Annotated in this window: 21 protein-coding genes; 3 read left to right on the top strand and 18 right to left on the bottom strand. The window is 71.5% G+C overall.

Translation table 11 applies throughout. The features are described 5' to 3' along the window. Positions 1–39: 39 nt before the first annotated feature. The 16 genes from ACH4S9_RS07580 to ACH4S9_RS07505 all read right to left on the bottom strand — a co-directional run bounded on the left by ACH4S9_RS07580 (position 40) and on the right by ACH4S9_RS07505 (position 19,414). Entirely contained in the window at positions 40–399 is a 360-nt protein-coding gene (locus ACH4S9_RS07580; protein ID WP_311725061.1) for an AraC family transcriptional regulator, read from the bottom strand. Between the two features lie 153 nt (positions 400–552). Beyond that, on the bottom strand, positions 553–1,863 hold the full coding sequence (locus ACH4S9_RS07575) for a polysaccharide lyase family 1 protein (RefSeq protein ID WP_398370372.1): 1,311 nt from the start codon (positions 1,861–1,863) through the stop codon (positions 553–555). A 57-nt stretch (positions 1,864–1,920) separates the two neighbouring features. Further along, positions 1,921–2,748, bottom strand: a complete 828-nt coding sequence (locus ACH4S9_RS07570) for a rhamnogalacturonan acetylesterase (protein WP_398370370.1) — start codon at positions 2,746–2,748, stop codon at positions 1,921–1,923. A 111-nt stretch (positions 2,749–2,859) separates the two neighbouring features. Then, positions 2,860–4,197, bottom strand: a complete 1,338-nt coding sequence (locus ACH4S9_RS07565; RefSeq protein ID WP_394816762.1) for an ABC transporter substrate-binding protein — start codon at positions 4,195–4,197, stop codon at positions 2,860–2,862. Between the two features lie 12 nt (positions 4,198–4,209). Further along, complete coding sequence (locus ACH4S9_RS07560) at positions 4,210–6,153, bottom strand: pectinesterase family protein (protein WP_398370368.1); 1,944 nt, start codon at positions 6,151–6,153, stop codon at positions 4,210–4,212. 140 nt (positions 6,154–6,293) lie between these two features. Continuing rightward, positions 6,294–7,856 carry a glycoside hydrolase 43 family protein gene (locus ACH4S9_RS07555; RefSeq protein WP_398370366.1) on the bottom strand — a complete coding sequence of 521 codons (1,563 nt, stop codon included), beginning with the start codon at positions 7,854–7,856 and terminating at the stop codon, positions 6,294–6,296. A gap of 92 nt (positions 7,857–7,948) precedes the next feature. After that, a complete protein-coding gene (locus tag ACH4S9_RS07550) occupies positions 7,949–8,833 on the bottom strand; it encodes a PmoA family protein (RefSeq protein WP_361183707.1) in 885 nt (294 codons plus the stop codon). Next, the gene (locus ACH4S9_RS07545; protein ID WP_311724970.1) at positions 8,830–10,008 is read right to left on the bottom strand and encodes a Gfo/Idh/MocA family oxidoreductase; all 1,179 of its coding nucleotides are present in this window, start codon (positions 10,006–10,008) and stop codon (positions 8,830–8,832) included. Before ACH4S9_RS07545 ends, ACH4S9_RS07550 begins: the two co-directional genes overlap by 4 nt. A gap of 9 nt (positions 10,009–10,017) precedes the next feature. Beyond that, entirely contained in the window at positions 10,018–11,403 is a 1,386-nt protein-coding gene (locus ACH4S9_RS07540) for a polysaccharide lyase family 1 protein (protein WP_398370363.1), read from the bottom strand. A gap of 71 nt (positions 11,404–11,474) precedes the next feature. Beyond that, positions 11,475–12,374, bottom strand: coding sequence for a carbohydrate ABC transporter permease (locus ACH4S9_RS07535; protein WP_385339630.1), 900 nt, complete (start codon positions 12,372–12,374; stop codon positions 11,475–11,477). Next, positions 12,371–13,297 carry a sugar ABC transporter permease gene (locus ACH4S9_RS07530; protein ID WP_311724968.1) on the bottom strand — a complete coding sequence of 309 codons (927 nt, stop codon included), beginning with the start codon at positions 13,295–13,297 and terminating at the stop codon, positions 12,371–12,373. Before ACH4S9_RS07530 ends, ACH4S9_RS07535 begins: the two co-directional genes overlap by 4 nt. Positions 13,298–13,398: 101 nt before the next feature. Continuing rightward, positions 13,399–15,204 carry an L-arabinonate dehydratase gene (gene araD, locus ACH4S9_RS07525; RefSeq protein WP_398370360.1) on the bottom strand — a complete coding sequence of 602 codons (1,806 nt, stop codon included), beginning with the start codon at positions 15,202–15,204 and terminating at the stop codon, positions 13,399–13,401. Then, positions 15,201–16,103, bottom strand: coding sequence for a dihydrodipicolinate synthase family protein (locus ACH4S9_RS07520; protein ID WP_358842711.1), 903 nt, complete (start codon positions 16,101–16,103; stop codon positions 15,201–15,203). The genes araD and ACH4S9_RS07520 overlap by 4 nt, the downstream gene beginning before the upstream one ends. Before the next feature lie 145 nt (positions 16,104–16,248). Then, entirely contained in the window at positions 16,249–16,980 is a 732-nt protein-coding gene (locus ACH4S9_RS07515; RefSeq protein ID WP_398370357.1) for a GntR family transcriptional regulator, read from the bottom strand. A 135-nt stretch (positions 16,981–17,115) separates the two neighbouring features. Further along, complete coding sequence (locus tag ACH4S9_RS07510; RefSeq protein ID WP_398370355.1) at positions 17,116–18,384, bottom strand: hypothetical protein; 1,269 nt, start codon at positions 18,382–18,384, stop codon at positions 17,116–17,118. A 22-nt stretch (positions 18,385–18,406) separates the two neighbouring features. Next, positions 18,407–19,414 carry a 5-dehydro-4-deoxyglucarate dehydratase gene (locus ACH4S9_RS07505; protein WP_385339616.1) on the bottom strand — a complete coding sequence of 336 codons (1,008 nt, stop codon included), beginning with the start codon at positions 19,412–19,414 and terminating at the stop codon, positions 18,407–18,409. Between the two features lie 234 nt (positions 19,415–19,648). Here ACH4S9_RS07505 and ACH4S9_RS07500 point away from each other — a divergent pair, with 234 nt between their 5' ends. Beyond that, positions 19,649–20,473, top strand: a complete 825-nt coding sequence (locus tag ACH4S9_RS07500; protein WP_398370353.1) for an NAD-dependent epimerase/dehydratase family protein — start codon at positions 19,649–19,651, stop codon at positions 20,471–20,473. 351 nt (positions 20,474–20,824) lie between these two features. Then, entirely contained in the window at positions 20,825–21,046 is a 222-nt protein-coding gene (locus ACH4S9_RS07495; RefSeq protein WP_311724960.1) for a hypothetical protein, read from the top strand. A gap of 29 nt (positions 21,047–21,075) precedes the next feature. Here ACH4S9_RS07495 and ACH4S9_RS07490 read toward each other — a convergent pair whose 3' ends face one another. Beyond that, positions 21,076–22,269 carry an MFS transporter gene (locus ACH4S9_RS07490; RefSeq protein WP_398370350.1) on the bottom strand — a complete coding sequence of 398 codons (1,194 nt, stop codon included), beginning with the start codon at positions 22,267–22,269 and terminating at the stop codon, positions 21,076–21,078. Between the two features lie 226 nt (positions 22,270–22,495). Further along, positions 22,496–23,437 (bottom strand): LysR family transcriptional regulator, encoded by a 942-nt coding sequence (locus ACH4S9_RS07485; RefSeq protein WP_398370348.1) that lies wholly within the window; start codon positions 23,435–23,437, stop codon positions 22,496–22,498. A 182-nt stretch (positions 23,438–23,619) separates the two neighbouring features. On the opposite strand from ACH4S9_RS07485, the gene ACH4S9_RS07480 reads away from it, so the two are divergent. Next, positions 23,620–24,396, top strand: a complete 777-nt coding sequence (locus tag ACH4S9_RS07480; protein ID WP_398370346.1) for an SDR family NAD(P)-dependent oxidoreductase — start codon at positions 23,620–23,622, stop codon at positions 24,394–24,396. Positions 24,397–24,463 lie beyond the last annotated feature (67 nt).

The raw sequence follows: 24,463 nt of genomic DNA, 5'->3' as shown, positions 1-24,463 counted from the left end.
GTTACCGAGCGAGCCGGATGAAAACTTATCCAAAACTGCTCAGTCGCTCGGCCGCGTCCACGCCATCGTGAAGCACGTCGGCACGCCCGTGGCCACCGCTTCCTTGCGGTAGGCCCGCGGTGACCGGCCGACGATGTCGCGGAAGGTGCGGCTGAAGGTTCCCGGGCTGCCGAAGCCGACCTCGAAGCAGATGTCCGTCACGCTGCGATCGGTCTCCCGCAGCAGGAACATGGCCCGCTCGACGCGGCGGCGCTGGAGATAGCGGTGCGGGGTCTCGCCGAAGGTGGCCCGGAAGGTGCGGGCGAAGTGTGCCGGGGAGACATGGGCGATCCGGGCCAGGGCGGGGACGTCCAGCGGCTGCGCGTAGGCGCGGTCCATGGCGTCCCGTGCCCGCAGCATGCGGCGGTTGATGTCTTCTGCGGCACTGCTCACAGCGCCATCACACCACGGTCGGCCCCGGCAGGGAGGAGGGGGAGGGGGGGAGGGGAGGGGGAAGGGGAGGCCGGGCGGGGCCAGGTAACGCCCGGCCTCCCCGCTGGGGGGTGGCGGCGATCAGAGGCGGCCGGCGCCCGCGTGCCCGTCCACGATGCCGGGCACCGCGCGCGGCGCGTCGACGCGGGTGCGCAGCGTCGGCGTCCAGCCCGCGTCGTCGCCCAGTTGCTCGGCGGGGACGCCCGCGTTGTGGACGGCGAGGAGGTCGACGGGCTTGCCGTTGACGTAGTTGTTCTCCTCGGTGAGCGCCGTCCCCTTCCACTGCTTGATGACCTTGGCCCGGTCGACCGTGCCGGGCAGGGTGAGGGCGTTGGCCTCGGCGTACAGCTGGGACTCCACACCGACGCCCCAGCTGTAGACATAGCCGTCGGCGGGGGCGATGTAGTGGTTGTTGTACGCGTCGACCTTGCCGAAGCGGACGCGCGGGGCGCGCTCGACGATGTTCTTGAAGACGTTGTGGTGGAGGGTGACGCGGAGCTTGCCCCGGTCGGTGGCGCCCGCGCTGTCGCTGTTGCCGATCATGAGCGTCTTGTCGTGGTCGGCGAAGACGTTCCAGGAGGCAGTAACAAGGTCGGCGCCGCGCACCACGTCCAGCTCGCCGTCGTGCTGCTGGTAGAGCTGGCCGTAGTAGCGGGGCTGGGCGCTGTCGGGGCGACGGCCGTCGGTGAAGGTGTTGTGGTCGACCCAGACGTGGGTGGAGCCGTAGACGACGAGGTTGTCGTACTCGGAGTTCCAGGCGCCTTCCGCGCCGTCGGTCGGGTCCCAGGCGGGGAAGCAGTCGTAGGCGTCCTCGAAGGTGAGGTTGCGGATGATGACGTTGTCCGCGCCGGTGACCTGGAGGCTGGCGCCGAGCAGCCGGGCGTCCCGGCCGGCGCCGGCGATGGTGGTGTTGGAGGGGACGGCCAGCTTGACGCGGGTCGCCTGCACCGCGGCCGACGCGGCGCGGGCGTCCTCCTGCGGGCCGGACGGCTGGGCGTCGCCCCAGGTGGCCGGGTCGTACGCGGCGAGGTAGGCGTCCAGGCCGTAGCCGTCGGTGGTGTAGTCGGCGCAGGACAGCGGCTTGCCGGAGTCGTCGGTGTTGGCGTCGATGGTGCCCTTGACGTAGATGAGCCTCGGCGCCGTGTCCCCTCCGGCCAGCGCCTTGGCGAGCTCGGCCCGGTTGGTGACGGTGAAGGTGTGGGCCTTGTCGGCCTTGGCGCCGCCGGTCGTGCCGCCCTCGGCGGAGGCCCAGCCGTCGCCCGCCGGGAGGCCGGCCCGGGCGGAGGCGTACGAGGCGGAGGGGGCTGCCGTGGCGGAGGGGGCTGCGGCGAGCGCGAGGGAGGCGCAGCACAGCACCGAGGCGACGCGAGCATGACATCTGAATGTGCGCATGTTCCGGCTCCTTGCGGGACGTGTGGGGCGTACGGGGAAGGGGCGGGGCGCGGGCCGCTACCAGGTGATCCAGCTGTCCGGGATCGCCTCGCCCAGGCGGCGTACGTCGGACGCGGCCAGCACGCCCCTGGCCCCCAGCTCGCGCGCCACGAGGCGGGCCACCTCGATCGCACCGTGCGGCTGGAAGTGGGTGTTGTCCTGCCGGCCGTCCGGGTAGCTGGGCCACTCCCCCGGGTCGAGCCAGTTGAAGCAGCCCTTGGTGGACTCGGGGCCGAGCCGCTGCCACAGCGCGATGCTCGACGCCTGTACGTCGATCAGCGGCACCCCCTCGGCCCGGGCGAGGGAGCGCATCGCGTCGGGGTAGGCGCCGTGCGTGGGCTGGGCCGTGCCCGCGGCGTCGAACTTGCGGCGCTCGACGGAGGTCAGCAGCACCGGGCGGGCGCCGCGGTCGCGCGCCCCCTTCAGATACAGCCGCAGATACTGCGGATAGGTGGTGGCCGGATCGGTGCCCCTGGTCGGGTCCTCGACCTTCTCGTCGTTGTGGCCGAACTGGATGAACAGGAAGTCGCCGGGCCGGATGGCGGCCAGGATCGCGTCCAGCCGCCCCTCGTCGTAGAAGCTCTTCGAACTGCGGCCGTTGACGGCGTGGTTGGCGACCCTCAGCCGGTCGGCGAGGAAGAAGGGCAGGGCCATCCCCCAGCCGGTCTCCGGGGCCGCCGAGGCGGCCTTCGTGGCGGCGGTGGAATCGCCCGCGAGATAGACGGTCACCCCGGCGCGGGGCTTGCCGCGCCCGCCGGAGCGGGCCTGGGCGGTGCCGGTGGTCGCGGCGAGGGCGAGCGGGACGGCGGCGAGCGACGCGGCCGCGTGTCTGCGGGAGAGTGACATGGCGTGCGGATGCCTTTCGTCCAGGTCACGGGTGTCGAGACGGACGGGGGCGCGGGTGGGGCGCGGGCCGGCCGCCGGGGTGCGGCGGCCGGCCCGCGACGCGAGCGCGCCTCAGCTGTGCTCTTTCCAGTCCGCCTGGGCCTCGTTGAGCTCCTTGGCGACCTTGTCGCAGAACTCCTTGGCGGTCATCTTGCCGAGCAGCACCTTCTGGAAGTTCGGCTCGTTGTCCGCCTTGCTGATGGTGTTCCAGTCCGGCAGGTAGTACGGCAGCTGCACCACCTTGGTCTGGGGGTCGCTGAGCGATTGCAGCGCCGCCTTGGTCGGCGGGGCCTGCTGGATCCAGGGGTCGTTCGCGGCGTCGACGTTGGCCGGGATGGCGCCAACGTCCTCGTTCCAGAGGCTGTTCATCTCCGCGGAGGCCGCGAACTCGATGAACTTCCAGGCCGCCGCCTTGTTCTTGCTCGCCTTGAACAGGCCGAGGCCGTCGACCGGGTTGGAGACGATGGTGCGCGGCTGCCCCTCCGCGGACGGCGGCATCGGCACACCGGCGATCTTGTCCTTGCCGAACGCCTTCAGATGGTCGGTGTAGCTGCCCAGGTTGTGCTGGAGCATGCCGATGTCGCCCTGGTCGAACTGGGCGACCATCTTGGTGAAGTCGTTGTTGAGGTCGGCGGACGGGGTGTCCTTCTTGTAGAGGCCGACGTACTTCTCCAGCGCCGCCACGTTCTTGGGGTCGTTGAGGGTGGTCTTGTCGCCGTTCCAGAAGGTGTCGATCCCGGACTGGGCGTACATCATCTCCATCGCCTGGGCGATGGACCCGGCCCCGCCGCGCAGGGTGAAGCCGAACTTGTTGTCGCCCTGGTCGGTCAGCTCGCCGGCGGCCTTGTAGAAGTTGTCCCAGCTGGTCGGCGCGGGCAGGCCCTTCGCCTTGAACAGGTCGGTGCGGTACCACAGGGTGCCCTGGTTGGCCGAGGTCGGGACGGAGAACATCTCCTTGTCGTCACCACCGGCCGCGCGGACGCTGTCCACCATGTTCTTGACCAGCTTGCCCTTGAGCGAGCTGTCCTGGATGCGGTCGGCGACCGGCTCCAGGGCGTCCTGGACGACCAGGTTGGCCAGGTACGCCGTGCCGACGCCGCCCACGTCGGGCAGGCTGTCGTTGCCGCCCTGGATGGCCGTGTCGTACTTCGACTGGACGTCGGCGATCGGGATCGGCACGTACTCGACCTCGATGTCCGGGTACTTCTTCTCGAACTTGGCGATGATCTCCTTCCAGATCGCGGTGCGCGGCCCGCCGTTGTTGTCCCAGAAGACGATCTTGCCCTCGCCGGACCCCTCCGACCCGGAGCTCGACCCGTCGTCCCCGCACGCGGTGGCGGTCAGGGCGAGAGTGAGCGTCACGGCCACGGCCGCGGCGCCACGTACGGTTGGTATCAGGTGCTTTCTCATGGTGCGCATCTCCTACTGAGTCTGGGGTGCCCAGCCGTCGCTGCCCGCGAGGTAGTCGGCCACCTCGTGGCCCGCGGCGTCGGCGTCCGTCATCCGCGGTCGGTCGGCGGACGGGGCAGCCCCCGGTCCGGTGGTGCGGTACTCGCTGAAACGGGCTTCCTGCCACGGGAATCCGCCCATGTCCGTCCACGGGGAGTTCTTGATCGCGGCGGGCAGCCAGGTGTCGCGGATCAACACCTGGGCGATGGCGTCCGGCTCGCCGCCGGGGTGCCAGGGGCGGCCGAGGTGGAAGGTCTGGTCGGGCGCGTCGCTGACGATCCGGCTCCGGGTGATGAGGAAGCCGTACGGATTGCCCTTCCAGGTGCTCGCGGCGGTGATGTAACCGTTGTTGCTGTCGCTGCTGCGGCTGAGCGCCTTGATGGTGGAGCGCTCGATGACGGTGGTGGCGCGCCCGTAGATGAAGTCGACATCCCCCTCGATGTACGAGTCGCGGAGGTAGACGCGGCTGATGGTGGTCAGCTTGGGGCTGTCGGTCATCAGGGTGTCCTGGTTGCCCTTGAAGGCGGTGTCCGTGAAGACGATCCGGTCGCCGGTCGTCTTCATGGCCAGCGCCTGCTCGCCGTTCAGCTCGTGGGCGGCCTCGTCGAAGTCGTTGACGAAGGTGAGGTGGCGGGCGGTCACATCGCTCGCGGCGATCAGGACGGTGGCGCTGCCGGTCGAGCCGCCGTACTCGGCGGGGGTGTCGTACACGATGACGGTGTCGCCGCGGTCCCGCCCGGTGCCCAGGAAGGTGAGGCGCGGCTTGTCGGCCGGGACCCGGACCTGCTCGCGGTAGGTGCCGGGCGCGATGGCGATCGTGATCCGCCCGTCGTTGCCCGCGGGCACGGCGTTGACGGCGGCCTGGACGGTACGGAAGTCGCCGGAGCCGTCGGCCGCGACGCGCAGCACGGTGTCGGTGCCGAGGCCGCTCTGCGGTCCGGAGAACCTCTTCACCAGGGCGGGCACGGCGGCCGCGGGGTCCAGCCGGTACGGGTAGAAGTCGCGCGGGTCGAACGCCTCGCCCCGGGTGTCGTGGCGGCCCGTGGTGTCGCGGGCGATGCTGCCGCGCTGGACCAGCTCGGCGGTCTCATCGGCCTGGTAGGGGTTGCGGATACCGTCGTAGTAGCTGTTCTCGATCACCATCTTGGTCCGGCCACGGGACCAGTTGCCGTAGGTCCACACCGGGTCCTCGTCCCGGTACTGGGCGGAGAGGTAGTTGTTGTAGAGGTGGGCGTGGGCGGCGTTGTCGATGGACGGGCTGCGCTGCTTGATGCCGGTGAACCAGTTGTGGTGCAGGGTGATGTTGGTGGTCACGTTGTCGGTCCAGCCGAGGCCGAACGCCTTGTTGTGGTCCTTGAAGACGTTCCAGGAGACCGTGACGTAGTCGCTGTCCTTGCGGATGTCGAGCAGTCCATCGCCCATGCGGGTGAAGGTGTTGTGGTCGATCCACACGTGGTGGACGGAGTCCATCTGGATGGCGTCGAAGTCCTGGGTCTTGCCGTCCCAGTCGCCCTCGACATAGCTGTCCCGGATGGTGAGGTTCCGGATGATGACGTTGTGGGTGCCGGGGTTGAGGTGGAGTTCGCCGTGGACGATCTCCGCGGTGGAGCCGACGCCGATGAGGGTCTTGTTCGAGGTGACGACGATGTCGGAGCCGAAGGGGTCGACGTCGATCGAGCCCGCGATGCGGATGATGTAGGGGTCGGGGGCGGAGGCGTATGCGATGAGGTCCTGCTGGGTGCGGACGGTGACGACTTTGCCGCCGGCGCCGCCTGTTGTGCCGCCCGCGAGGGCGGCGAAGCCGTCGGGTTTGTCGGTCCACGTGGTCGCGCCGGCGCCCGGCGCGGGACCCTGAGCGCGCGCTACAGCGCCGGGGGCGCTGAGCAGTGCGGCCAGGAGGGCGGCCACCACGGTCACCAGCGCGCCGGTGGCCCTCAGGGGTCGCGCCGTTGCAGGTGCGGGCCGTGGCCGTCTGCGGGTGGGGTTGTGCCCACCCGTCCCTCCCCCAGCTACCGCTGGGAGGTGCCCCCTCTGCGGAACGATTGCCCACAACCTCATCACGAGGCTCCTTCCGTACGGAAGCTCTTGAATGCGGCGTAGCCAGGTGTTCCCTGGCCCTTGGGGGCTGTGGCGAAGAGGCCCAGGAGGGCGCCTACCCAGCGCCAGGGGGTGGCGGCGAAGACGGGGCCGGAGGGGTGCCAGCCGGTGGCGTCTCCCGTATCGGTGAGGAAGCGGCAGCGGGCGCCTCGGGAGACCTCGATGCGGAGGTGGGCCCGGCCGTCGGGGGCGTCGCGCGGGGGTTCGGCGTCCCGTTCCCGCTCGGTGGCGACGTCGGCGAAGCGGTGGACGAGGCGGGTCCCGTCCGCCGTCCGCTCCAGGCCGATCCAGCCGAACGCGTCGCCCAGGACTGCCAGTCCCGCCTTGGCGCCCGGCACCTCGCTGTGCAGGGACAGCTCGACCGTCACCATGAACTCCTCCGCGGGCAGCCGCTGCACCAGCACGTTCGGCAGCCGCCGCAGATCGTGCGCGTCGGCCGTGCGGTGGCAGGTCAGCCACAGGCCGTCGCCGCCGTGGGCGGTGGTCCAGCCCGGCGCCGGGTTGGCCGTCCACGACCACTGGCGGCCGAACCGCCCGCCCGGGAAGCCGTCGTCGGTCGCCGGGGCCTCGGGCGGCTGCGGCTCCGCCTTGGGCTTGCGGTACGACGCGACGGGCTCGCCCCGGTCGCCCATCACGGGCCAGCCGTCCTCGCCCCACTCCATGGGCTGGAGGTGCACCACGCGCCCGTACGCGCCACGCTGCTGGAAGTGGAGGAACCAGTCCTCGCCCGCCGGGGTGTCCACCCAGGCGCCCTGGTGCGGGCCGTTGACGTCGGTGCGGCCCTGGGCCAGCACGGTCCGGTGTTCGTACGGGCCGAAGAAGTCGCGCGAGCGCAGCGCGCCCTGCCAGCCGGTCTCCACGCCCCCGGCCGGGGCCAGGATCCAGAACCAGCCGTCCCGCCGGTAGAGCTTGGGCCCTTCCAGGGTGAACCAGCCGGGGATGAAGTCCGCGTCGACGATCAGGGTGCCCTCGTCCAGGAGGGTGGTGCCGTCGGGGCTCATCCGGTGGCCGGTGAGCCGGTTCTTGACCCCGGCGCGGGACTTGGCCCAGGCGTGGACGAGGTAGGCCGAGCCGTCCTCGTCCCACAGCGGGCAGGGGTCGATCAGGCCCTTGCCCGCCTTGAGCAGGTGCGGCCTGGTCCACGGGCCGCGCGGGTCGGGGGCGTTGACCTGGTAGACGCCGGTGTCGGGGTCGCCCCAGAAGATCCAGAAGCGGTCGTCGTGATGGCGGATGCTGGGCGCCCACACCCCACAGTCGTGGCGCGGCGCGGCGAAGGACTCCGCGGGTTCGAGGCGGTCCAGGGCGTGGCCGATCAGCCGCCAGTTGACCAGGTCTCGGGAGTGGAGGACGGGCAGCCCGGGGACGCGGCCGAAGCTGGAGGCGGTGAGGTAGTAGTCGTCGTCGACCCGGATGGCGTCCGGGTCCGACCAGTCGGCGTTCAGCACGGGGTTGCGGTAGGTGCCGTCGCCCTGGTCGGCCTGCCACACCGGCCCGCTCGTCGGCGTATGCGCGGATGCGGTCATGCTGTGCCTCCCTTCTTCGCTTCTCCGCACACGCGGCGCAGAGGTGCCGCTGTCGCCGTCGGCCGCGGCCCGGCGGCCACGTGCTCGTCCGCTCATACGGTCGCCCCCTTGTCGGACAGCTGTGCCCCGATACGGGCCGCCGCCTCGCGGTCGAGGCGGCCGTCGGCGACCGCGGTGACGATGCGCCGGGTGACGGTGTCGGCGGGGGCGATGGCCAGCCGCCGGTCCCAGGCGAGGGCCGAGCCCACGCCCGGGTAGTCGCCGGTGCGCACGAACCAGGGGTCGGCGCGGGTGTCGCCGGTCGCCCCGGCGAACACCAGCGTCCAGTCCTCGGCCGCGAGCGCCAGCCAGTCCGAGGGCCGCCCGTGCACCGCGGCCTCGCCCTCGCCGCCGTCCGCGCTGAAGACCCGCGGCGGCTCGGGGCGGCGCGGCGCGCGCCAGAAGAAGCCGCCGTAGCCCGCGCCGGGGCGGCCGTTGGTGGCCGGGCTGCCGAGGGTGACGGTCTCCCCCGTGACGTTGGTGAGGGCGGTGGTGAAGTCGAGCGCCCAGCAGCCGTCGGCGCCGTGGGAGACGGTGCGTACCGCGACCGTGCGCCGCTCCAGCAGGATCTGCCGGCCGCCGGCGACCCAGGACAGCTCCTCCACGAAGCCGTCCGGGTCGCGCAGCAGCCAGCCGAGGTGGCGCTGCGAGCCGTGGTTGTCCAGTTCGGTGGGGCCCTGTCCGCGCACATAGGTGCGGCCGCCCCAGAAGTTGCGCCCGGCCACGTCCGGGACGGCCATGCCGACGCCGAGGTGGTGCGGGTGGTCGGCGGGGCGCGACTCGGTGACGGTGATGCCGGACAGGGTCCGTACGGGGTGCAGATAGGGGCGGGGGGAGAGGCCTTCGGGCAGTTGCGGGCGGTGGGTGTAGGTGCCGACGGGGCGCCCGTCGCAGCGCAGCACGGTGCAGGGGGGCCGGTTGGGCAGGGAACCGTTCATGTGTGGGGGACCTCCGCGGGGGGTGCGGCCCAGGGGGCGCGCAGTTCCGAGTAGAGGGCGAGGCGTTCCGCGCCGGCGGTGACCAGGCGGTCGATGCCCGGCACGACGCGGCGTTTCGCCGAGGGCGCCGCGCCGACGCCCGGCTCGGTGCGCCAGGCGTCCGCGGGGAGCCGGACCGGATCGGGGGCGGTGCGAATGGCTTCGACGACGCGCATGAACGCGCCGGTGCGCTGCGGGGGGACGAGCAGTTCGGTGCCGTCGCGCAGATGCGCGGCGAGGTTCTCCAGGAGGTCGGTCCGGCCGTGGTCGGTCGTCTCCGGCTCATGTCCCGGGCGCTCCAGCAGCACCCGGTCCAGCTTGTACCAGAAGGTGATCCGGCCGCGGTCGCCGTGGATCAGGACGTACGGCTCGCCAGGCCGCTCGGCGCAGAGCGTGGCGGCGACGGTGACAGTGCCAAAGCGGGCAGAGCGGGCGGTGCGGAGCCGTACGCAGGAGGTGTCGTCGGCCTCGATGTCGTTGGCGCGGAACAGCTCCAGCTCGATGGATTCGATGTCCTCGGCGCGGTCGGCGCCGTCGATGCGCAGGGCGGTGGCGACGGCGTGGGCGAGCGGGTTGGTGAGCACGCCGTCGATGACGTCCCGGCCGTCGAGGGAACGGTGTCCGGCCCAGGGGGCGCGGGTGTAGTAGCTCTCGTCGCGCGCCCAGGCGCCGGCCGCGCCGATGCCGGTGACCTCTCCGATGGCGCCGTCGGCGATGAGTTTCCGGATCGCGATCAGCGCGTGGGAGCCGAGCGACTGGAAGCCGATCTGGCAGGCGGTGCCGAGTTCGCGCAGGCCCTCGGTCATGCGGGTGAACTCGGCGCAGGAGGGCGTGGGGGGCTTCTCCAGCAGCAGGTGGGCGCCGCGCCCGGCGGCGGCGAGGGCGAGGTCGGCGTGGGTGTGGATGGGGGTGCAGATGATGGCGATCCGCGCGCCCGTGCGGGTCACCAGGTCGGCGAGGTCGGCGGACTGCTCGGGGGTGCCGAGGCCGTCGCCGAGCTCTTCGGCGGTCAGGGGGGTGAGTTCACAGACTCCGGCGAGCCGGACCAGGCCCTGGGCGGTGAGCCGCCGGATGTTGTCCAGGTGCCAGTGCCCGTGGCCGCGGGCCCCGGCGAGTACGAGGGGGATGGGTTCCATGGTCGCCTCTCACCCGATCCGTCCGGCGCCCGCGCCGCGCGCCACGTCCCGGGCCGCCTTCGCGGCGCTGTCGATCCGGCCGTGCAGGGCGGGGGTCCAGCCCACGTCGGGGTCAAGGTCTCGCTCGCTGCCGGAGTTGTACGAGTTGTAGATGGCCAGCAGGTCGACGGGGTAGCCGTTGAACTCGCTGCCCTTCTGGTGCAGGGCGCTGCCGTTCCAGCTCTTGACCAGGTCGGCGGCCTCGACATGGCCGGGCGTGGTGAACGCGTTGTTCTCGGCGTGGATCCGCGACTCGGTGGACACGCCCCACGAGTAGCGGTAGTCGGTGCCCTCGGGGACCTGGTAGGCGTTGTTGTACACGTGCACCTGGCCGAAGCGGACCCGCGGGGCGCGCTGCACGACGCCCTTGAAGCTGTTGTGGTGGAGGGTCACGCGCAGCTTGCCGCGGTCCGTGGTGACGTTGTCGCCGTTGCCGATGAGCATGGCCTTGTCGTGGTCGGCGAACCGGCTCCAGGAGACGGTCACCAGGTCGGAGCCGTTGGTGATGTCCAGCAGTCCGTCGTGGCGCAGGTAGTTGCGGCCGAAGTAGGTGGGCTCGGCTGCGTCGGGGTGTCCCTTGTCGCTGAGGGTGACATGGTCGACCCAGACGTGGGTCGCGCCGCGCAGCCAGATGGTGTCGTACGCGGTCTTCCAGTCTCCGAGGCCGCCGGTGTTGGGCTGCCAGACCGGGAAGCAGTCGTAGGCGTCGCGCAGTTCGAGGTTGCGGATGATGACGTTGGAGGCGTCCTTGACCTGGAGGCTCGCGCCCTTGAGGACGGCGTCCCGGCCGAGGCCGACGATGGTGGTGTTGGAGCCGACGGCCAGCTCGACCCGCTCGGCCTGGCGCGCGGCGGAGGCGGCGCGGGCCTCCTCCTGCGGCCCGGAGGGCTTCTGGCCGCCCCAGCTCCTGGGGTCGTAGGCGGCGAGGTACTTCTCGGTGGTGTAGCCGTCGGTGGCGTAGTCCGCGCAGCTCAGCGGGCGCCCCTGGGCGTCGGTGTTGGCGTCGATGGCCCCCCGGACGTAGATGATCTTCGGTACGGGGCTGCCGCCGTCGAGCGCGGCGGCGAGCTGCGCCCGGGTCCGTACGGTGAACACCTGCGCGTCGTCGGCCGCGGCCCCACCGGTGGTCCCGGCGCCCTCCGCCGCCCAGCCGTCGTCCGCCCCGAGCACCTCGCGCCCGAGGTCACGCCCGAGGTCGCGGCCGGGGGCGGGCGGCTCGGCCTGTGCGCCGGCCGGCAGGGCCAACCCGACCAGCCCGACGGCCGCCAGGGCCGCGATGCCGAGCCGGGTCCACCCCGAGCGCGCCGCGCGCGATATCGCTGGAACCCCCCGTCCCTGGGGGTGCGCCATGCCCATCTTCGGACCTCCTTGTCCGCGAGAGTCGTACTCCGATCGGCCGCGGCCCGGCTGGGCGGCGGAGTTTCGGCCTAGCCCTTGACCGCGCCCGCGCTGAAGCCGGTGATCAGCCACTTCTGGATGAAGGCGAACACGATGACGACCGGGACGGCCGCGATCACACCGCCCGCCGCCAGGGCGCCCAGGTCGACGCTGTCCGCCCCGATGAGCGTGTTGAGGCCGACCGGGATGGTCTGCTTGTCCTGGGAGCTGAGGAACATCAGGGCGAACAGGAAGTGGTTCCAGCTGTGGACGAAGGCGAAGGAGCCCACCGCGATCAGCCCGGGCCGCAGCAGCGGCAGCACCACCGCGCAAAAGGCGCGGAAGCGGCCGCAGCCGTCCACCCATGCCTGTTCCTCCAGGGACACCGGCACATTCCTGATGAAGCCGCTGATGAGGATCATGGACAGCGGCAGTTGGAAGACCGTCTCCGCGATGACCACACTCCCCAGTGAGTTGATCATCTGAAGGTTCTTGAAGATCTCGAAGAGCGGGACCAGCATCAGCGCGCCAGGAATGAACTGCGAGGCCAGCAACGCCAGCATGAACGCCTTTTTGATCTTGAACTCGAAGCGCGCCAGCGCGTAGCCGCCGGCCAGGGCGACCGCCGTGGTCATCACCAGCGAGCAGACTCCGACGATCATGCTGTTCTGGAAGAAGATGCCGAAGCTTCGCTCGTTCCAGACCTTGGCGAAGTGCTCGCCCGTCATCGGCCACGGCACCAGCGAGGTGGAGCCCGCCGGGCGCAGGGCGAACAGCAGCATCCAGTAGAACGGGATCAGGGTGAAGAGCAGATACAGGGCCAGCGGCAGATAGATCTGCCAGCGCGGCACGCCCTGGTCGATCCCGCGCCCGCGCTTCCTGCCCTTGCCCGTGTCCGGAAGGGCTTCGGGGGCGGGGGCGAGGCCCTTCTCCGCGAGTGCGGTGGTCACTTGTTGTCGCCTCCGAACTTGCTCAGGCGCAGATAGAGGATCGAGCAGAATAGAAGGATCACGAAGGCGACGGTGGTCAGCGCGGAGGCGTAGCCGAAGTCGTGCCCGTCGATACCGGTGTTGGCGACGTACAGCGGGAGGGTGGTGGTCTGCCCGGCCGGGCCGCCGCCGGTGAGGGTGTAGAGCAGGTCGACGTTGTTGAACTCCCACACCCCGCGCAGCAGCGTGGAGAGGATGATCGCGTCCTTCAGATGCGGCAGGGTGATGTGCAGGAACTGCCGTGCCCGCCCCGCGCCGTCGACCGAGGCCGCCTCGTACAGGTCCTTCGGGATGGACTGGAGGTCGGCCAGGATGAGGATGGCGAAGAACGGCACGCCGCGCCACAGTTCGGCGAGGACGGCCGCCCAGAAGACGGTGCCGGTGTCGGAGAGCACCGAGGTGCCGTAGCTGCCGATCCCCGCGTCGGCGAGGTAGCGGCTGATGCCGGTGGACGGGTTGTAGAGCAGCATCCAGATGGTGGTGGTCAGCACCCCGGAGACGGCCCAGGGCGAGAAGACCAGGGCGCGGGCGATGCCGCGGCCGATGAAGGTCTGGTTGACCAGCAGGGCGAGCGCGAGGCCGAGGACCAGCTGCAACAGCACCTCGGTGACGACCCATTTGCCGCTGAAGGCGAGGGCGTCCCAGAACTGCGGGTCGTCGGTGAAGATCTTGGTGAAGTTGTCCAGGCCCGCGTAGCCGTTCCGCCAGGGCTTGGTGACGTTGTAGTTCTGAAGGCTGTAGTAGAGGACGCTGAACATCGGGTAGGCGATGAAGCCCAGCATCAACAGCCCGGCGGGGGCGATCAGCAGATACGGGAGGCGGCGGGTGGAGCCTCCGGTTCGGCGCCGGGTGACCCGGGGCGGTTTCGCCACGGCGTCGGCCATGACTGCTTCTCCGTTCTCAGGGGTGCACGGTCGGGCGGGTGAAGCGCTTACCGAATGTCGTTCGGTATGTCGTGCAAAAAAACAGCTGCTCAGAAGGGGTGTCAGCCTGCGTATGGCTCGGGGTCCGCGCCGGGGGCGGCGAGGAAGCGGAAGTCGCAGCCGGTGTCGGCCTGGGTCATCTGTTCCTGGTACAGCGCGCCGTAGCCGCGGGTGTACCGGGGCGGCGGCGGTGTCCAGGCCGCCCGGCGCCGCTCCAGCTCGGCGTCGTCGACCTCCAGGCGCAGCGTGCGCGCCCCGACGTCGAGGGTGATCAGGTCGCCCGTGCGGACGAGGGCGAGCGGCCCGCCGACGTACGACTCGGGCGCGATGTGCAGCACACAGGCGCCGTAACTGGTCCCGCTCATCCGCGCGTCGGAGATGCGGACCATGTCCCGCACCCCCTTCTTGAGGAGGTGGTCGGGGATCGGCAGCATGCCGTACTCGGGCATGCCGGGGCCGCCGAGCGGGCCGGCGTTGCGCAGCACCAGCACGCTGTCCTCGGTGATGCCGAGTTCGAGGTCGTTGATGGTGGCCTGCATCGTCTTGTAGTCATCGAAGACGACGGCGGGGCCGGTGTGCTTGAGCAGGTGCTGCTCGCAGGCGATGTGCTTGATGACCGCGCCGTCCGGGCACAGATTGCCGCGCAGCACCGCCACCCCGCCCTCGTTCGCCCGCGGGTTGTCCAGCGGCCGGATGACCTCGGGGTTGTGCACGAGGGCGCCGTCGAGCTGTTCGCGCAGGCTGGTGTGGGCGACGGTCGGGCGGTCCAGGTGCAGGACGTCCTTCATCTCGGTCAACCGGCCGAGGAAGCCGGGCAGGCCGCCCGCGAAGTGGAAGTCCTCCATCAGGAAGCGGCCGCCGGGGCGGAGGTCCGCGAGCACCGGGACGGTGCGGGCGATCCGGTCGAAGTCGTCGAGCGTGAGCCGCACCCCGGACCGCCCGGCCATGGCGATCAGGTGGATCACGGCGTTGGTGGAGCCGCCGAGGGCGAGGACGGTGGCGACCGCGTCCTCGTACGCCTCAGGGGTGAGGATCCTGGAGAGCCTGAGGTCCTGCCAGACCAGTTCGACGACGCGCAGCCCCGAGGCCGCGGCCATCCGTTCGTGCCCGGAGTCGACGGCCGGGATGGAGGAGGCGCCGGGGACGGTCACGCCCAGCACCTCGGCGGCGGCCGTCAGCGTCGAGGCGGTGCCCATCGTCATGCAGTGGCCGGGCGAGCGGGCCAGTCCGCTCTCCAGCTCGGACATCTCGCAGTCGCCGATGAGCCCGGCCCGCTTGTCGTCCCAGTACTTCCACATGTCGGTGCCCGAGCCCAGCACCTCGTTGCGCCAGTGGCCCGGCAGCATGGGCCCGGCCGGCACGAAGACGGTCGGCAGGTCGGCGGTGGCGGCCCCCATCAGCAGCGCGGGGGTGCTCTTGTCGCAGCCGCCCATGAGGACCGCGCCGTCCACCGGGTAGGAGCGCAGCAGCTCCTCGGTCTCCATGGCGAGGAGATTGCGGTAGAGCATGGGGGTCGGCTTCTGGAAGGTCTCCGAGAGCGTCGACACCGGGAACTCCAGCGGGAAGCCGCCGGCCTGCCACACCCCGCGCTTGACCGCCTGCGCGCGGTCGCGCAGATGGACGTGGCAGGGGTTGATGTCGCTCCAGGTGTTGAGGATCGCGATGACCGGCTTGCCCAGGTGCTCCTCGGGGAGGAAGCCGAGCTGGCGGGTGCGGGCGCGGTGGCTGAAGGAGCGCAGGCCGCCGGTGCCGTACCACTGGTGACTGCGCAGCTCCTCGGGCGCCTTTCTCCGGGGAGTCCCGGGGCTCGCGGGGGCCTCGGGGGCCTCGGGGGTCTGTGGGGTCTGTGGGGTCGCGGAGGGCGTCATATCCCCCACCCCTGGACGAGCGCGGCGACCTCGGCGCGCTGCGGCTCGGGCAGCGGGCTGCTGGGCGGGCGGATGTCGCGGCGGCACAGGCCGAGCGCGGCAAGCGCTTCCTTGACGACGCTGACGTTGTTCGCCGACTGATGGGCGGCGCGCAGGTCTTCGAACGGGCGGATCTGCTCCCACACCTTCATCGCGCCCGCGTAGTCCCCGGCGCGCAGCGCGCCCAGCATGTCGAGCGAGACCTTCGGGGCGACGTTGACCAGACCGGAGGTGAAGCCGGTGGCGCCGACGGCCCAGTACGAGGGCGCGTACAGCTCGGCGAGCCCGGCCACCCACACGAACCGGTCGAGCCCCGCGTCGCGGGCGACGGCGGCGAAGCGGGCGGCGTCCGGCACCGCGTACTTGACGCCGATGACGTTGGGGCAGGCCTCGCCGAGCCGGGCGACGGCGGCGCCCTCGATCAGCGGGTTGCGCAGATACGGCACCACGCCCAGCTCGGGGACGGCCTCGGCGATGGCGCGGTGGTAGTCGACCCAGCCGTCCTGGGAGACGTACGGGTGCACGGGCTGGTGCACCATCACCATCCCGGCGCCCGCCTCGCGGGCGTGCCGGGCGGCCTCGACCGCGGTGGCCACGTCGTGGCCGACGCCGACGAGGACGGCGGCCCGGTCGCCGGTCTCCTCCACCGTCAGCTCGGTGACTAAGCGGCGCTCGGCGAGGGTGAGGGCGTAGAACTCGCCGGTGTTGCCGTTGGGAGTGACGGCCTTGACCCCGCCGTCCAGGAGCCTGCGCAGCAGTGCGCGGTAGGTGTCCTGCTCCACGGCGCCCTCGGCGTCGTACGGAGTCACCGGGATCGCCACGACGTCTGCGAGCGCCGCCCTCAGTGGTGAGTAGTCCATACGGTGCCTATCCCTTCTGGTCGAGCCGGTACGGCTGGTCGGGCCGGTGGCCGGTTGGGCCTGCTGGGCTGGGGACGGTGGCGGGTGGGGGTGAGGCGCGTGGGCGCGTGCGGGACCGTCCCCTCATCGCACGCGCCCACGCGGTCTAGGGGGCCGCCTCGGCGGCCCGGGTGGCGCCCGGGGCCGCCGGGGTTCCCGGAGCTTCCTGGACTCCCGGCGTTTCCTGGACTCCCGGCGTTTCCGGGACTCCCGGGAACGCGCGCCGGACGAAGGAGGCGATGTGGTGGTGCAGGGCGGCGGCCGCGCCGTCCGCGTCGCCGTCGAGCGCGCGGGCCAGGATCTCGCGGTGCTCGTCCGCCTCCCGCTCCCAGGACGGGACGGCCTGCCAGGCGATGGCGGAGACGAGGGCGGCCTGGTCGCGCAGCTCGTCGAGCATCCCGGCCAGCAGCGGGTTGCCGCAGGGCAGATACAGCGCGCGGTGGAAGTCGCGGTTCGCCAGCGACCGCCCGGCCGGGTCGGCCGCGGCGGCGGAGCGCTCCAGGGCCGCGCTCGCGCCGGCCAGGTCGGCGCGGGTGGTGACGGTGCGGCGCAGCGCCTCGGGCTCCAGCAGCAGGCGCACGTCGTAGACGGCGTGGGCCATGGCGGTGTCGACGGTGCGTACGGTCGCGCCCTTGTACTCGCTCATCACGACGAGCCCGCGGCCGGCGAGGGTCTTGAGGGCCTCGCGGACCGGGGTCTTGGACACGCCGAACTGCGCGGCCAGCTCGGTCTCGACGAGGGGCTGGCCGGGCCGCAGCTGTCCGGTGAGGATGGCGTGCTTGACCGCCTCCAGCACATATTGCGTACGGGAGGGGATCGGGCTCGGCGCAATGTCCATGGGGCTCTCAGATCTCACATATCGCGTCTCATATATGACGTACGAAGTACGACGCGATGAAATTAGGACCGCCCCAAAGCTTCGTCAATGCTTCTGACAGAAAACCCGGGGCGGCCCTCGAGATTTGACCGAGCGTCAGGGCAGCCGTGCGAGGGCGGCGCGCACCGCCGCGAGATCCGCGTCGGAGGCCAGTCCTGCGTGGTAGAGACGGATTTCGTTCGCGCCGAGCCCGATCGCGTGCGTGGCGTCGGATTCGAACGTGGCGGGGCTGCCGCCCATGCCGGTGACGACGGTGAAGTTCGCCGCCAGGGTGGTGCGCTCGGTCGCGTGCGGGGCGAAGGGGGTCAGCACATCGGCCCGCGCCGCGTCGTTCCCGGTGCAGGGCAGCACCACGCCGTCGGCGTGGCTGAGGATGCCGGCCGGGTCCACCCCGACGTTGGCGCCGAAGCGGTGGGGCGCCGGGTCGGCGTGCAGCAGCACCCGGAACGCCCCGTCGGCCGCGTCCCGTACGGCCGCGACGGCGTCCCGCTGGATCTCGGCCGCGACCCGGTCGCGCCAGGTGGCGAACGTGGCCGCGTGGTCGGCGCCGAGCAGCTTCTCGACCTCGGCCCACTCGGCGGCCCGGTCGCCGCCGCCCTGGGCCGCCTCCTCGTGCTCCTCTGCCGGCCTCCGGGGCGCCTCAGCCCCTGTCGACGGTCGACCGTGCTCGGCCCTTTGGCCCGACCACACCGGTCGCAGGGCGCGCAGCACCGCCTGCCGCAGCTCGTCCGGGTCGGCGCCGAGCGAGGCGTAGCCTGCGCGGCAGCTGTCGCAGAAGCACAGCGACATCAGGTACTGGGCGGCGCCGCCGAGCGGCACCCCGCCGATCTTGTCGTGCGCGTGCAGGTGGGTGACCCCGTACCAGCCGCAGGACTCCAGCTCGGTGCCGCGGGTGCCGGGCCGCGCCGCCGCCTCGGCGGCCAGGTCGACCACGTACGAGCGCACCTCGGGGCGCGCGATACAGGGCGCCCAGGGGTAGCGGTCGCCGTAGGCGTTGCGCACGGAGGTGTGCGGCAGCTCGTCGCCCATGCGGGAGTTGTGCGCGAGGACCACCCAGGAGTGCACCTCGAGCCCGGCGTCCGCGAGGGCGCCGGCCGCCTCGCCGTACGGGTCGGCGCCGTCCACCCAGGACTGCTCGTACGGGCGCAGCGGGCGGCCCGCCCAGCGCCCCGGGTCCGGCGGGTAGAGGACGGCGGCGTGGCGGGCGGTGACGATGCGGTGGCGCGGGTGGCGCGGGGTCAGCGCGCGGGTGGAGTGGTACGCCGAGGCGAGGGTGACCTGCTGGACCCCGAGGTCGGCGATGCGGCGGGCGGCGTCGGGGTCGCCGACGACGTCCCAGGGGTAGACGAAGGCGGAGGCTTTCAACGCGGTTTCCCCCTCGGGGTCGTCAGGCTTCGGTGACGGTGACGGTGACGGTGGTGGCGGCATCCCCGGGAACCAGGGCCAGTCCGCGCTCGATCAGCTCGGCCAGCTCCTTGAGGTGCTCGGGGCTGGGCTCGCACAGCGGCGAACGTACCTCACCGACGTCCAGCCCGCGCATCCGCACACCCGCCTTGACCAGCGAGACGGCGTAGCCGCGCCCCTGGTTGCGCAGCTCGACCAGCGGCCGGTAGAAGCCGTCCACCAGGGCGTTCGCCGTCGCGTCATCGCCCGTGAGCAGGGCCTTGTGGTAGGCGAGGGCGATCTCGGGGGCGAAGCAGAAGACCGCGGAGGAGTAGAGCAGCACGCCGATGCCGCGGTAGGCGAGGCCGGTGAGTTCGGCGGTGGGCAGCCCGTTGAAGTAGAGGAACTTCCCCTCGGGGTCGTCGGCGCGCACCGCGCTGACGATGCGCTGGAGCAGGTCCAGGTCGCCGAGGCCGTCCTTGAGCCCGATGACGCCGGGGACCTTGGACAGCTCGACCACGGTCTGCGGGGTGAAGACGACGTTGTCCCGCTGGTAGACGATGACGTCCAGGCCGGTGGCGCCCGCGAGCGCGGTGTAGTGCCGCAGCAGCCCCTCCTGGGAGGCGACGACCAGATACGGCGGCATGGCCAGCAGCCCGTCCGCCCCGGCCTCCTCGGCGAGCTTGGCGTACTGGATGGCGAGGGCGGTGCCGTACCCCGCCCCGGCGACCACGGGCACCCGCCCGTCGGCCACCTCGACGGCGGCGGCGACGGCGGCGCGGTACTCCTCGGGGGTGAGCGCGTGGAACTCACCGGTGCCACAGCACGCGAAGACGGCGGCCGCCCCCGCCTCGATCCCGCCGCGCACATGCGCGCGATACGCGTCGAGGTCCAGGCCGCCGTCGGGCCCGTAGGCGGTCACGGGGAAGAACAGCAGTCCGTCGAGGCGCTCGGCGAGTGAGGCTGAGGCTGAGGTCACGGGCTCTCCCTGTCCTGTGCGCCGACGTGCCATCACCTCATCGGCGCGTACATGTTTCTGATCGTCATCTATATTCATGAACGCAGCCACGGTAGGACAGCCCGCCCGCGCCGGTCAAGGCAGCTGCACGCACGGAGAGTCGCCCGGAACACGCCCCCACCCCTCTCCCGCGACCCTTGACGCACCCCCGCCACCCTCCCTAGCGTGTCCATGTTCATGAACGGCATCTATGTATGAATTTCCGCCCTTAACGGAGGAGTTCCCCTCATGCCCGCTCCCCGCACCGTTCTCCTCACCGGCGCCGCCGGCGGCATGGGCACCCTGATGCGCGAACTGCTGCCCGCGACGTACGGATACCGGCTGCGCCTCTTCGATGTGATGCCCATCGAGGGGGAGCCGGACGCCATCACCGCGGATCTCGCCGACAAGGAGGCGCTGCGGGAGGCCGTACGGGGCGTCGACGCGATCATCCATCTCGCGGGCATCTCCCTGGAAGCCCCGTTCGAGAAGATCCTGCAGGCCAACATCGAGGGCACTTACAACCTCTACGAGGCGGCACGCGAGGCGGGCATCCGCCGCATCGTCTTCGCCTCCAGCAACCACGCCGTCGGCTTCACCCCCCGCCCGGCCACCACCCCCGTCCCCGCCGAATCCCTCATCCCCGTCGACACCCCGCGCCGCCCGGACACCTTCTACGGCCTGTCGAAGTCCTTCGGCGAGGACCTGGCGTCCTTCTACTGGGACAAGCACGGCATCGAGACGGTCGCCATCCGCATCGGCTCCTGCTTCCCCGAGCCGACGTCCGTGCGCATGCTGTCGGTCTGGATGAGCCCGGCCGACGGCGCCCGCCTCCTCCACGCGGCCCTCACGGCGGAGGACGTCGGCTACACGGTGGTCTACGGCAGCTCGGCCAACACCCGCCTGTGGTGGGACCTCACGTCAGCCCGCGCGCTGGGTTACGAGCCGCAGGACGACTCGGAGCCGTACGCGGCGAAGCTCATCGCCGAGCAGGGCGAACTCGACCCCGACAACCCCGACCACGTCTACCTTGGCGGCCACTTCTGCACCAACCCGCCTATTTGGCCGCACTGAGGATGTTGCTTTGGGACTGAGAGCCTGCGCCTGAGGCATGCATGACAAGGCAGAAGCCGCTGCGTTACGAGGCTGGTCAGTGCAACTGCCAGCAGTACGTGGGACCGCAGCCTCTGTCGCAGGTGTTCGCGGAAGAACTGACAGATCTCGCGTGACCGGGATGGCGAGGCCGCGCCCTCCATGGCGTTGGGACCACTGATCGTGTGTTCCATGGGGATCCCGGTGGCCGCCACCGCGCGGAGATACCCGGCCCGGAACGGCCCGCCAAAATGAGCGGCAATCCACGCGCGCCCGCCGGTTCCCCGGCGGTACGGTCGAAGCCCCTCCGTCGGCCGAAAGGAGCGCGCCCCGATGCCCGCACCGTCCGGCTTCGCCTACCGACAGCGCGGCGACGGCAGCGTGGTCATCACCCACAACGGCCGGGCGGCGGCCACCCTGCGCGGCGCCCGCGCGGCGCAGTTCATCGGCGAGGCCGAGGCGGGCGATCCGCAGGAGGTGATGGCGCGCTGGACCGGCAACTACCGCAGGGGCAACGAGCGCACCGCCCGCGACCACCCGCGCAACCGCCACTGACCGGCGCGCGCAGGGTGCGTTGTCCGGCGTCATGCCCGGCTGTCGCTGCGCGGGACGGTGGTCTCCACCGCGGGGCGAGGGCGGTCGCGTTCGGCCCACCGTACCGCCGGGCCCATCGCGTAACCGGCGCCGAGAAAGAGCCCGCCGAGCAGCAGCCAGCCGGGCAACCCCCAGGTCATGAGGAGCGTGGTGACCAGCAGCGGTCCGAGGGTGCGCGCCACGGCCACACCGGTGCCGAAGAAGCCTTGATACTGGCCCACCTGGTCGGACGGAGCCAGGTCGAAGCCGATCTGCCAGGAGCCGGCGGACTGCTTCATCTCGCCGAAGACCTGGAGCAGCGCGGCGGTGACGAGGACCGCCGCGGTGGCCCACGCCGGGAGCCTGGCAGCCGACACGGCGAAGACCGCGCATGAGGCGAGCAGGATGACGCCCGCGCCGCGCACGGCTCGCGACGCCGAGCGCAGATCGGTGACCGCACGTGCCGTGCGGACCTGGAAGAGCATCACGGCAAGGGTGTTGAGGACGAAGAGCGCCGAAGCCAGCCAGGTCAGGTGGGGAGTGCGGGCGGCGATCCACAGTGGGATCGCGAGGCTGAGCAGGGGCAGCCGTAGCAACAGCACCGTATTGATGAGCGTGATGACGGCGTACGGCCGGTCGCGCAGCACCGCGAGTCGGGGCTCGTCGTTCATGCGCCGGTGAGTGTCCTTAACGGCGGGCAACCGCAGCAGGATCAGGGCGCAGACGAGGAAGCTGAGCGCGTCGACGACGAAGACGGCGAGGAAGGCCGTGCGGGTTCCGTTGTTCAGGACCAGACCGCCGAGAGCCGCGCCAATGGCCAGCCCCGCGTTGAGGGTCGACTGCATGTGTGCGAGCACTCCGGTGCGTTCGGCCGGATCGACGAGGCCCGCCAGCAGCGCCTGCCGGGCCGCCGCGAGTCCCGACTGGGCGGTTGCGTACAGGCTGGCCACGAGCAGGAACGGCACGAACGAGCGGATGACCAGGAAAGAAGCGACCATCACCGCGGTGGCGAGAGCGAGCAGCACCGCCATGGTGCGCGGTCCGCGCCGGTCGGCGAGATGGCCGAGCGGCACCCCGGCCAGGGAGCCGACAGCCCAGGCGATGGTCAGGCCGAGGCCGAGCCGAGCAGGCGACAGGCCGGCGACCTCGGTGAAGTACAGTGCCGAACAGGTGTAGTACACGCCGTCGCCGATGGAGTTGCTCAACTGGGCGGCAGCGAGAATCCGTGGCCCCCCTGGGGGCGGGATCTTTCGTGTCGACACATCGATCCTTGAGGCAGGAGCCGCTCAGAAGCGCTCACCATCGCTGACCACGCCACGGTAGGCAGCAGACGCCCCAGGCATCAGGGACAATCACGGCCCAGGACAGTGGGCCACTTCGCGCGAGCTGTCCGCGGAGCCGCGCGGGTTGGAGCCGCATAGAGGTCAACGGTCAGGGGCGGACCCCCGATGCGGCCTGAGGCTCGGGCAGCCAGTCCCGGGCCGGGTCGTACTCCAGCCACCGGCTGCGCCCCGCCTCCGCCGCGAGGGCGCTCAGCAGCGCGGGCAGGTGAGGGGGTCCGCTGCCGCACCACAGCAGCGACCAGGCGTACAGCGGCGTGGGGTCGACCAGCGGAACGGACCGGATCCCCGGAATGTGCGGAAGCGGCACGTCGGCCGGTATCAGCGAGAAGCGGCGCGGGTCCGCGGCCAGGCCGGCGAGGAAACCGTCCAGCCCCAGGTTGGTGCCCTCGGCGTGGTCGCGGATGCCGAACCGCTCGGCGAAACGGTGCAGGAAGTCGAGCCGGTCCAGCGTCGCGGGGGCCCACAGCAGGCTGCCGCGCAGTTGCTCGGGCCGCAGTGCGGACGCGTCTGCCCGTGGATGGTCGGCGCTGAGAACGGCGTCCACCGGCTCCAGTCGTACCAGACGGTGTGTCAGCCCTGCGGGCAGCGGTGGATGGACGCGGCCGAACGCGGCGTCGATGTCGCCGCGCAGCAGCGCCGCCGCCACCGACGGCAGATCACGGCCGTGTCCGAGCTCCAGCGGTGGTGCGTCGCTTCCCGCCGCCACCTGTGCCAGCGTCCGCATCGGTGCGTAGAGGTGGCCCCACACATCGACCCGCAGCGGCCGGTGTTCGTCCCGGGCCGCGGCCACGGCCCGGTCCGCGGCGGCCAGCGTCTGCCGGGCCGGTTCCAGGAAGCGGTGGCCGGCGCGGGTCAGCTCCACCCCCTGGCCGGTGCGCAGGAACAGCGCGGTGCCCAGCACGGACTCCAGGCGGGCGATCCGCTTGGACAGCGCCTGTTGTGAGATCGACAGCCCCGCGGCCGCCCGTCCGAAGTGCGACTCCTCGGCGGCGCGAAGGAAGGCGTGCACCTGCGCCAGATCGAGGTCCATGGCTCTCACCCTAGATGTCCCTCCCGGGAGGTGCGCGCCTCTTCTCCGAAGTTTAAGTTTGACTGCAACCAGGTTTCATGCAGACTGTAACTCGTCAGGAGACGACCACGTCGGCACATGCGCAACCACGTCGCTTTCCGGCGAGGCTCCCCCCGTCGTAGCGACAGGGAGAAAGAGGAACAATGAACCGGCGCGCGCTCGTCACAGCGGGAACTGGTGGAATCGGTCTGGAGACCGCGGTGGGCCTCGCCGCGGCCGGATACGCGGTGACCGTGGTCGGCCGCGATGCGGCGCGGGGCGGCAGCGCCGTCGAGCGCATCAACGCCGTCGGCACCGCCACGGAGGCCCGGTTCGTCACCGCCGATCTCGCATCCCTGTCGGAGGTACGGGATCTCGCCGACCGCGTGACGGCGGACGGTGCCCTGAGCGTGCTGGTCAACAATGTCGGAGCGATGTTCGACGACCGGCGCGTGACACCCGACGGCATCGAGGCGAGCTTCGCGCTCAACCATCTCAGCCCCTACCTGCTGACGGAGTTGCTGCTCCCCGCCCTGCGCGCCGGCGCTCCCAGCCGCGTCGTGAACGTCACCTCCGGCTCGGTCCGCATCCCCACCGGCCGCATCGACACCGCCGAGCAGCAGGGCGGGTACTACGGCCTCCACGCGTACGGCCGCGCAAAGCTCGCCAACCTCGCCTACACCCTGGACCTGGCGCAGCGCCTGAAGGGCGACGGCATCTCCGTGTTCGCCGCCGATCCCGGCGGCGCGGTCACCACCATGACCACCGGGACCATGTCCTCGTCCCGAGTTGTCGCCCCCTGGCTGCGGCCCTTCTGGCCGCTGGTCCACAAGGCCTTCCAGCGCACCACGTCCGGGACACCGGCGCAGGCCGCCCGCTCGTCGGTCGTCTCGGCACGGCGGCCAACTTCCGCACGCTCTTCACCCAACACTGCGGACTGACCCCGTCGGCATACCGCGGCATGTACTCCTGCGACGGTGCCGGACCGGCGGCGCCGGAGCAGCCGAC

Source organism: Streptomyces sp. NPDC021225 (assembly GCF_044332865.1).
GTDB lineage: Bacteria > Actinomycetota > Actinomycetes > Streptomycetales > Streptomycetaceae > Streptomyces.
The sequence above is the reverse complement of the archived record's forward strand: the minus strand, read 5'-3'. Positions and strand labels throughout refer to the sequence as shown.

Bases quoted from the DNA above. Each gene is read 5' to 3' on its own strand.
- ACH4S9_RS07530 (WP_311724968.1), bottom strand. From the start codon at position 13,297: ATGGCCGACGCCGTGGCGAAACCGCCCCGGGTCACCCGGCGCCGAACC.
- ACH4S9_RS07480 (WP_398370346.1), top strand. From the start codon at position 23,620: ATGAACCGGCGCGCGCTCGTCACAGCGGGAACTGGTGGAATCGGTCTG.
- ACH4S9_RS07565 (WP_394816762.1), bottom strand. From the start codon at position 4,197: ATGAGAAAGCACCTGATACCAACCGTACGTGGCGCCGCGGCCGTGGCC.
- ACH4S9_RS07570 (WP_398370370.1), bottom strand. From the start codon at position 2,748: ATGTCACTCTCCCGCAGACACGCGGCCGCGTCGCTCGCCGCCGTCCCG.
- ACH4S9_RS07485 (WP_398370348.1), bottom strand. From the start codon at position 23,437: ATGGACCTCGATCTGGCGCAGGTGCACGCCTTCCTTCGCGCCGCCGAG.
- ACH4S9_RS07540 (WP_398370363.1), bottom strand. From the start codon at position 11,403: ATGGGCATGGCGCACCCCCAGGGACGGGGGGTTCCAGCGATATCGCGC.
- ACH4S9_RS07555 (WP_398370366.1), bottom strand. From the start codon at position 7,856: ATGACCGCATCCGCGCATACGCCGACGAGCGGGCCGGTGTGGCAGGCC.
- ACH4S9_RS07580 (WP_311725061.1), bottom strand. From the start codon at position 399: ATGCTGCGGGCACGGGACGCCATGGACCGCGCCTACGCGCAGCCGCTG.
- araD (WP_398370360.1), bottom strand. From the start codon at position 15,204: ATGACGCCCTCCGCGACCCCACAGACCCCACAGACCCCCGAGGCCCCC.
- ACH4S9_RS07495 (WP_311724960.1), top strand. From the start codon at position 20,825: ATGCCCGCACCGTCCGGCTTCGCCTACCGACAGCGCGGCGACGGCAGC.
- ACH4S9_RS07520 (WP_358842711.1), bottom strand. From the start codon at position 16,103: ATGGACTACTCACCACTGAGGGCGGCGCTCGCAGACGTCGTGGCGATC.
- ACH4S9_RS07550 (WP_361183707.1), bottom strand. From the start codon at position 8,833: ATGAACGGTTCCCTGCCCAACCGGCCCCCCTGCACCGTGCTGCGCTGC.
- ACH4S9_RS07505 (WP_385339616.1), bottom strand. From the start codon at position 19,414: ATGGCACGTCGGCGCACAGGACAGGGAGAGCCCGTGACCTCAGCCTCA.
- ACH4S9_RS07545 (WP_311724970.1), bottom strand. From the start codon at position 10,008: ATGGAACCCATCCCCCTCGTACTCGCCGGGGCCCGCGGCCACGGGCAC.
- ACH4S9_RS07575 (WP_398370372.1), bottom strand. From the start codon at position 1,863: ATGCGCACATTCAGATGTCATGCTCGCGTCGCCTCGGTGCTGTGCTGC.
- ACH4S9_RS07500 (WP_398370353.1), top strand. From the start codon at position 19,649: ATGCCCGCTCCCCGCACCGTTCTCCTCACCGGCGCCGCCGGCGGCATG.
- ACH4S9_RS07515 (WP_398370357.1), bottom strand. From the start codon at position 16,980: ATGGACATTGCGCCGAGCCCGATCCCCTCCCGTACGCAATATGTGCTG.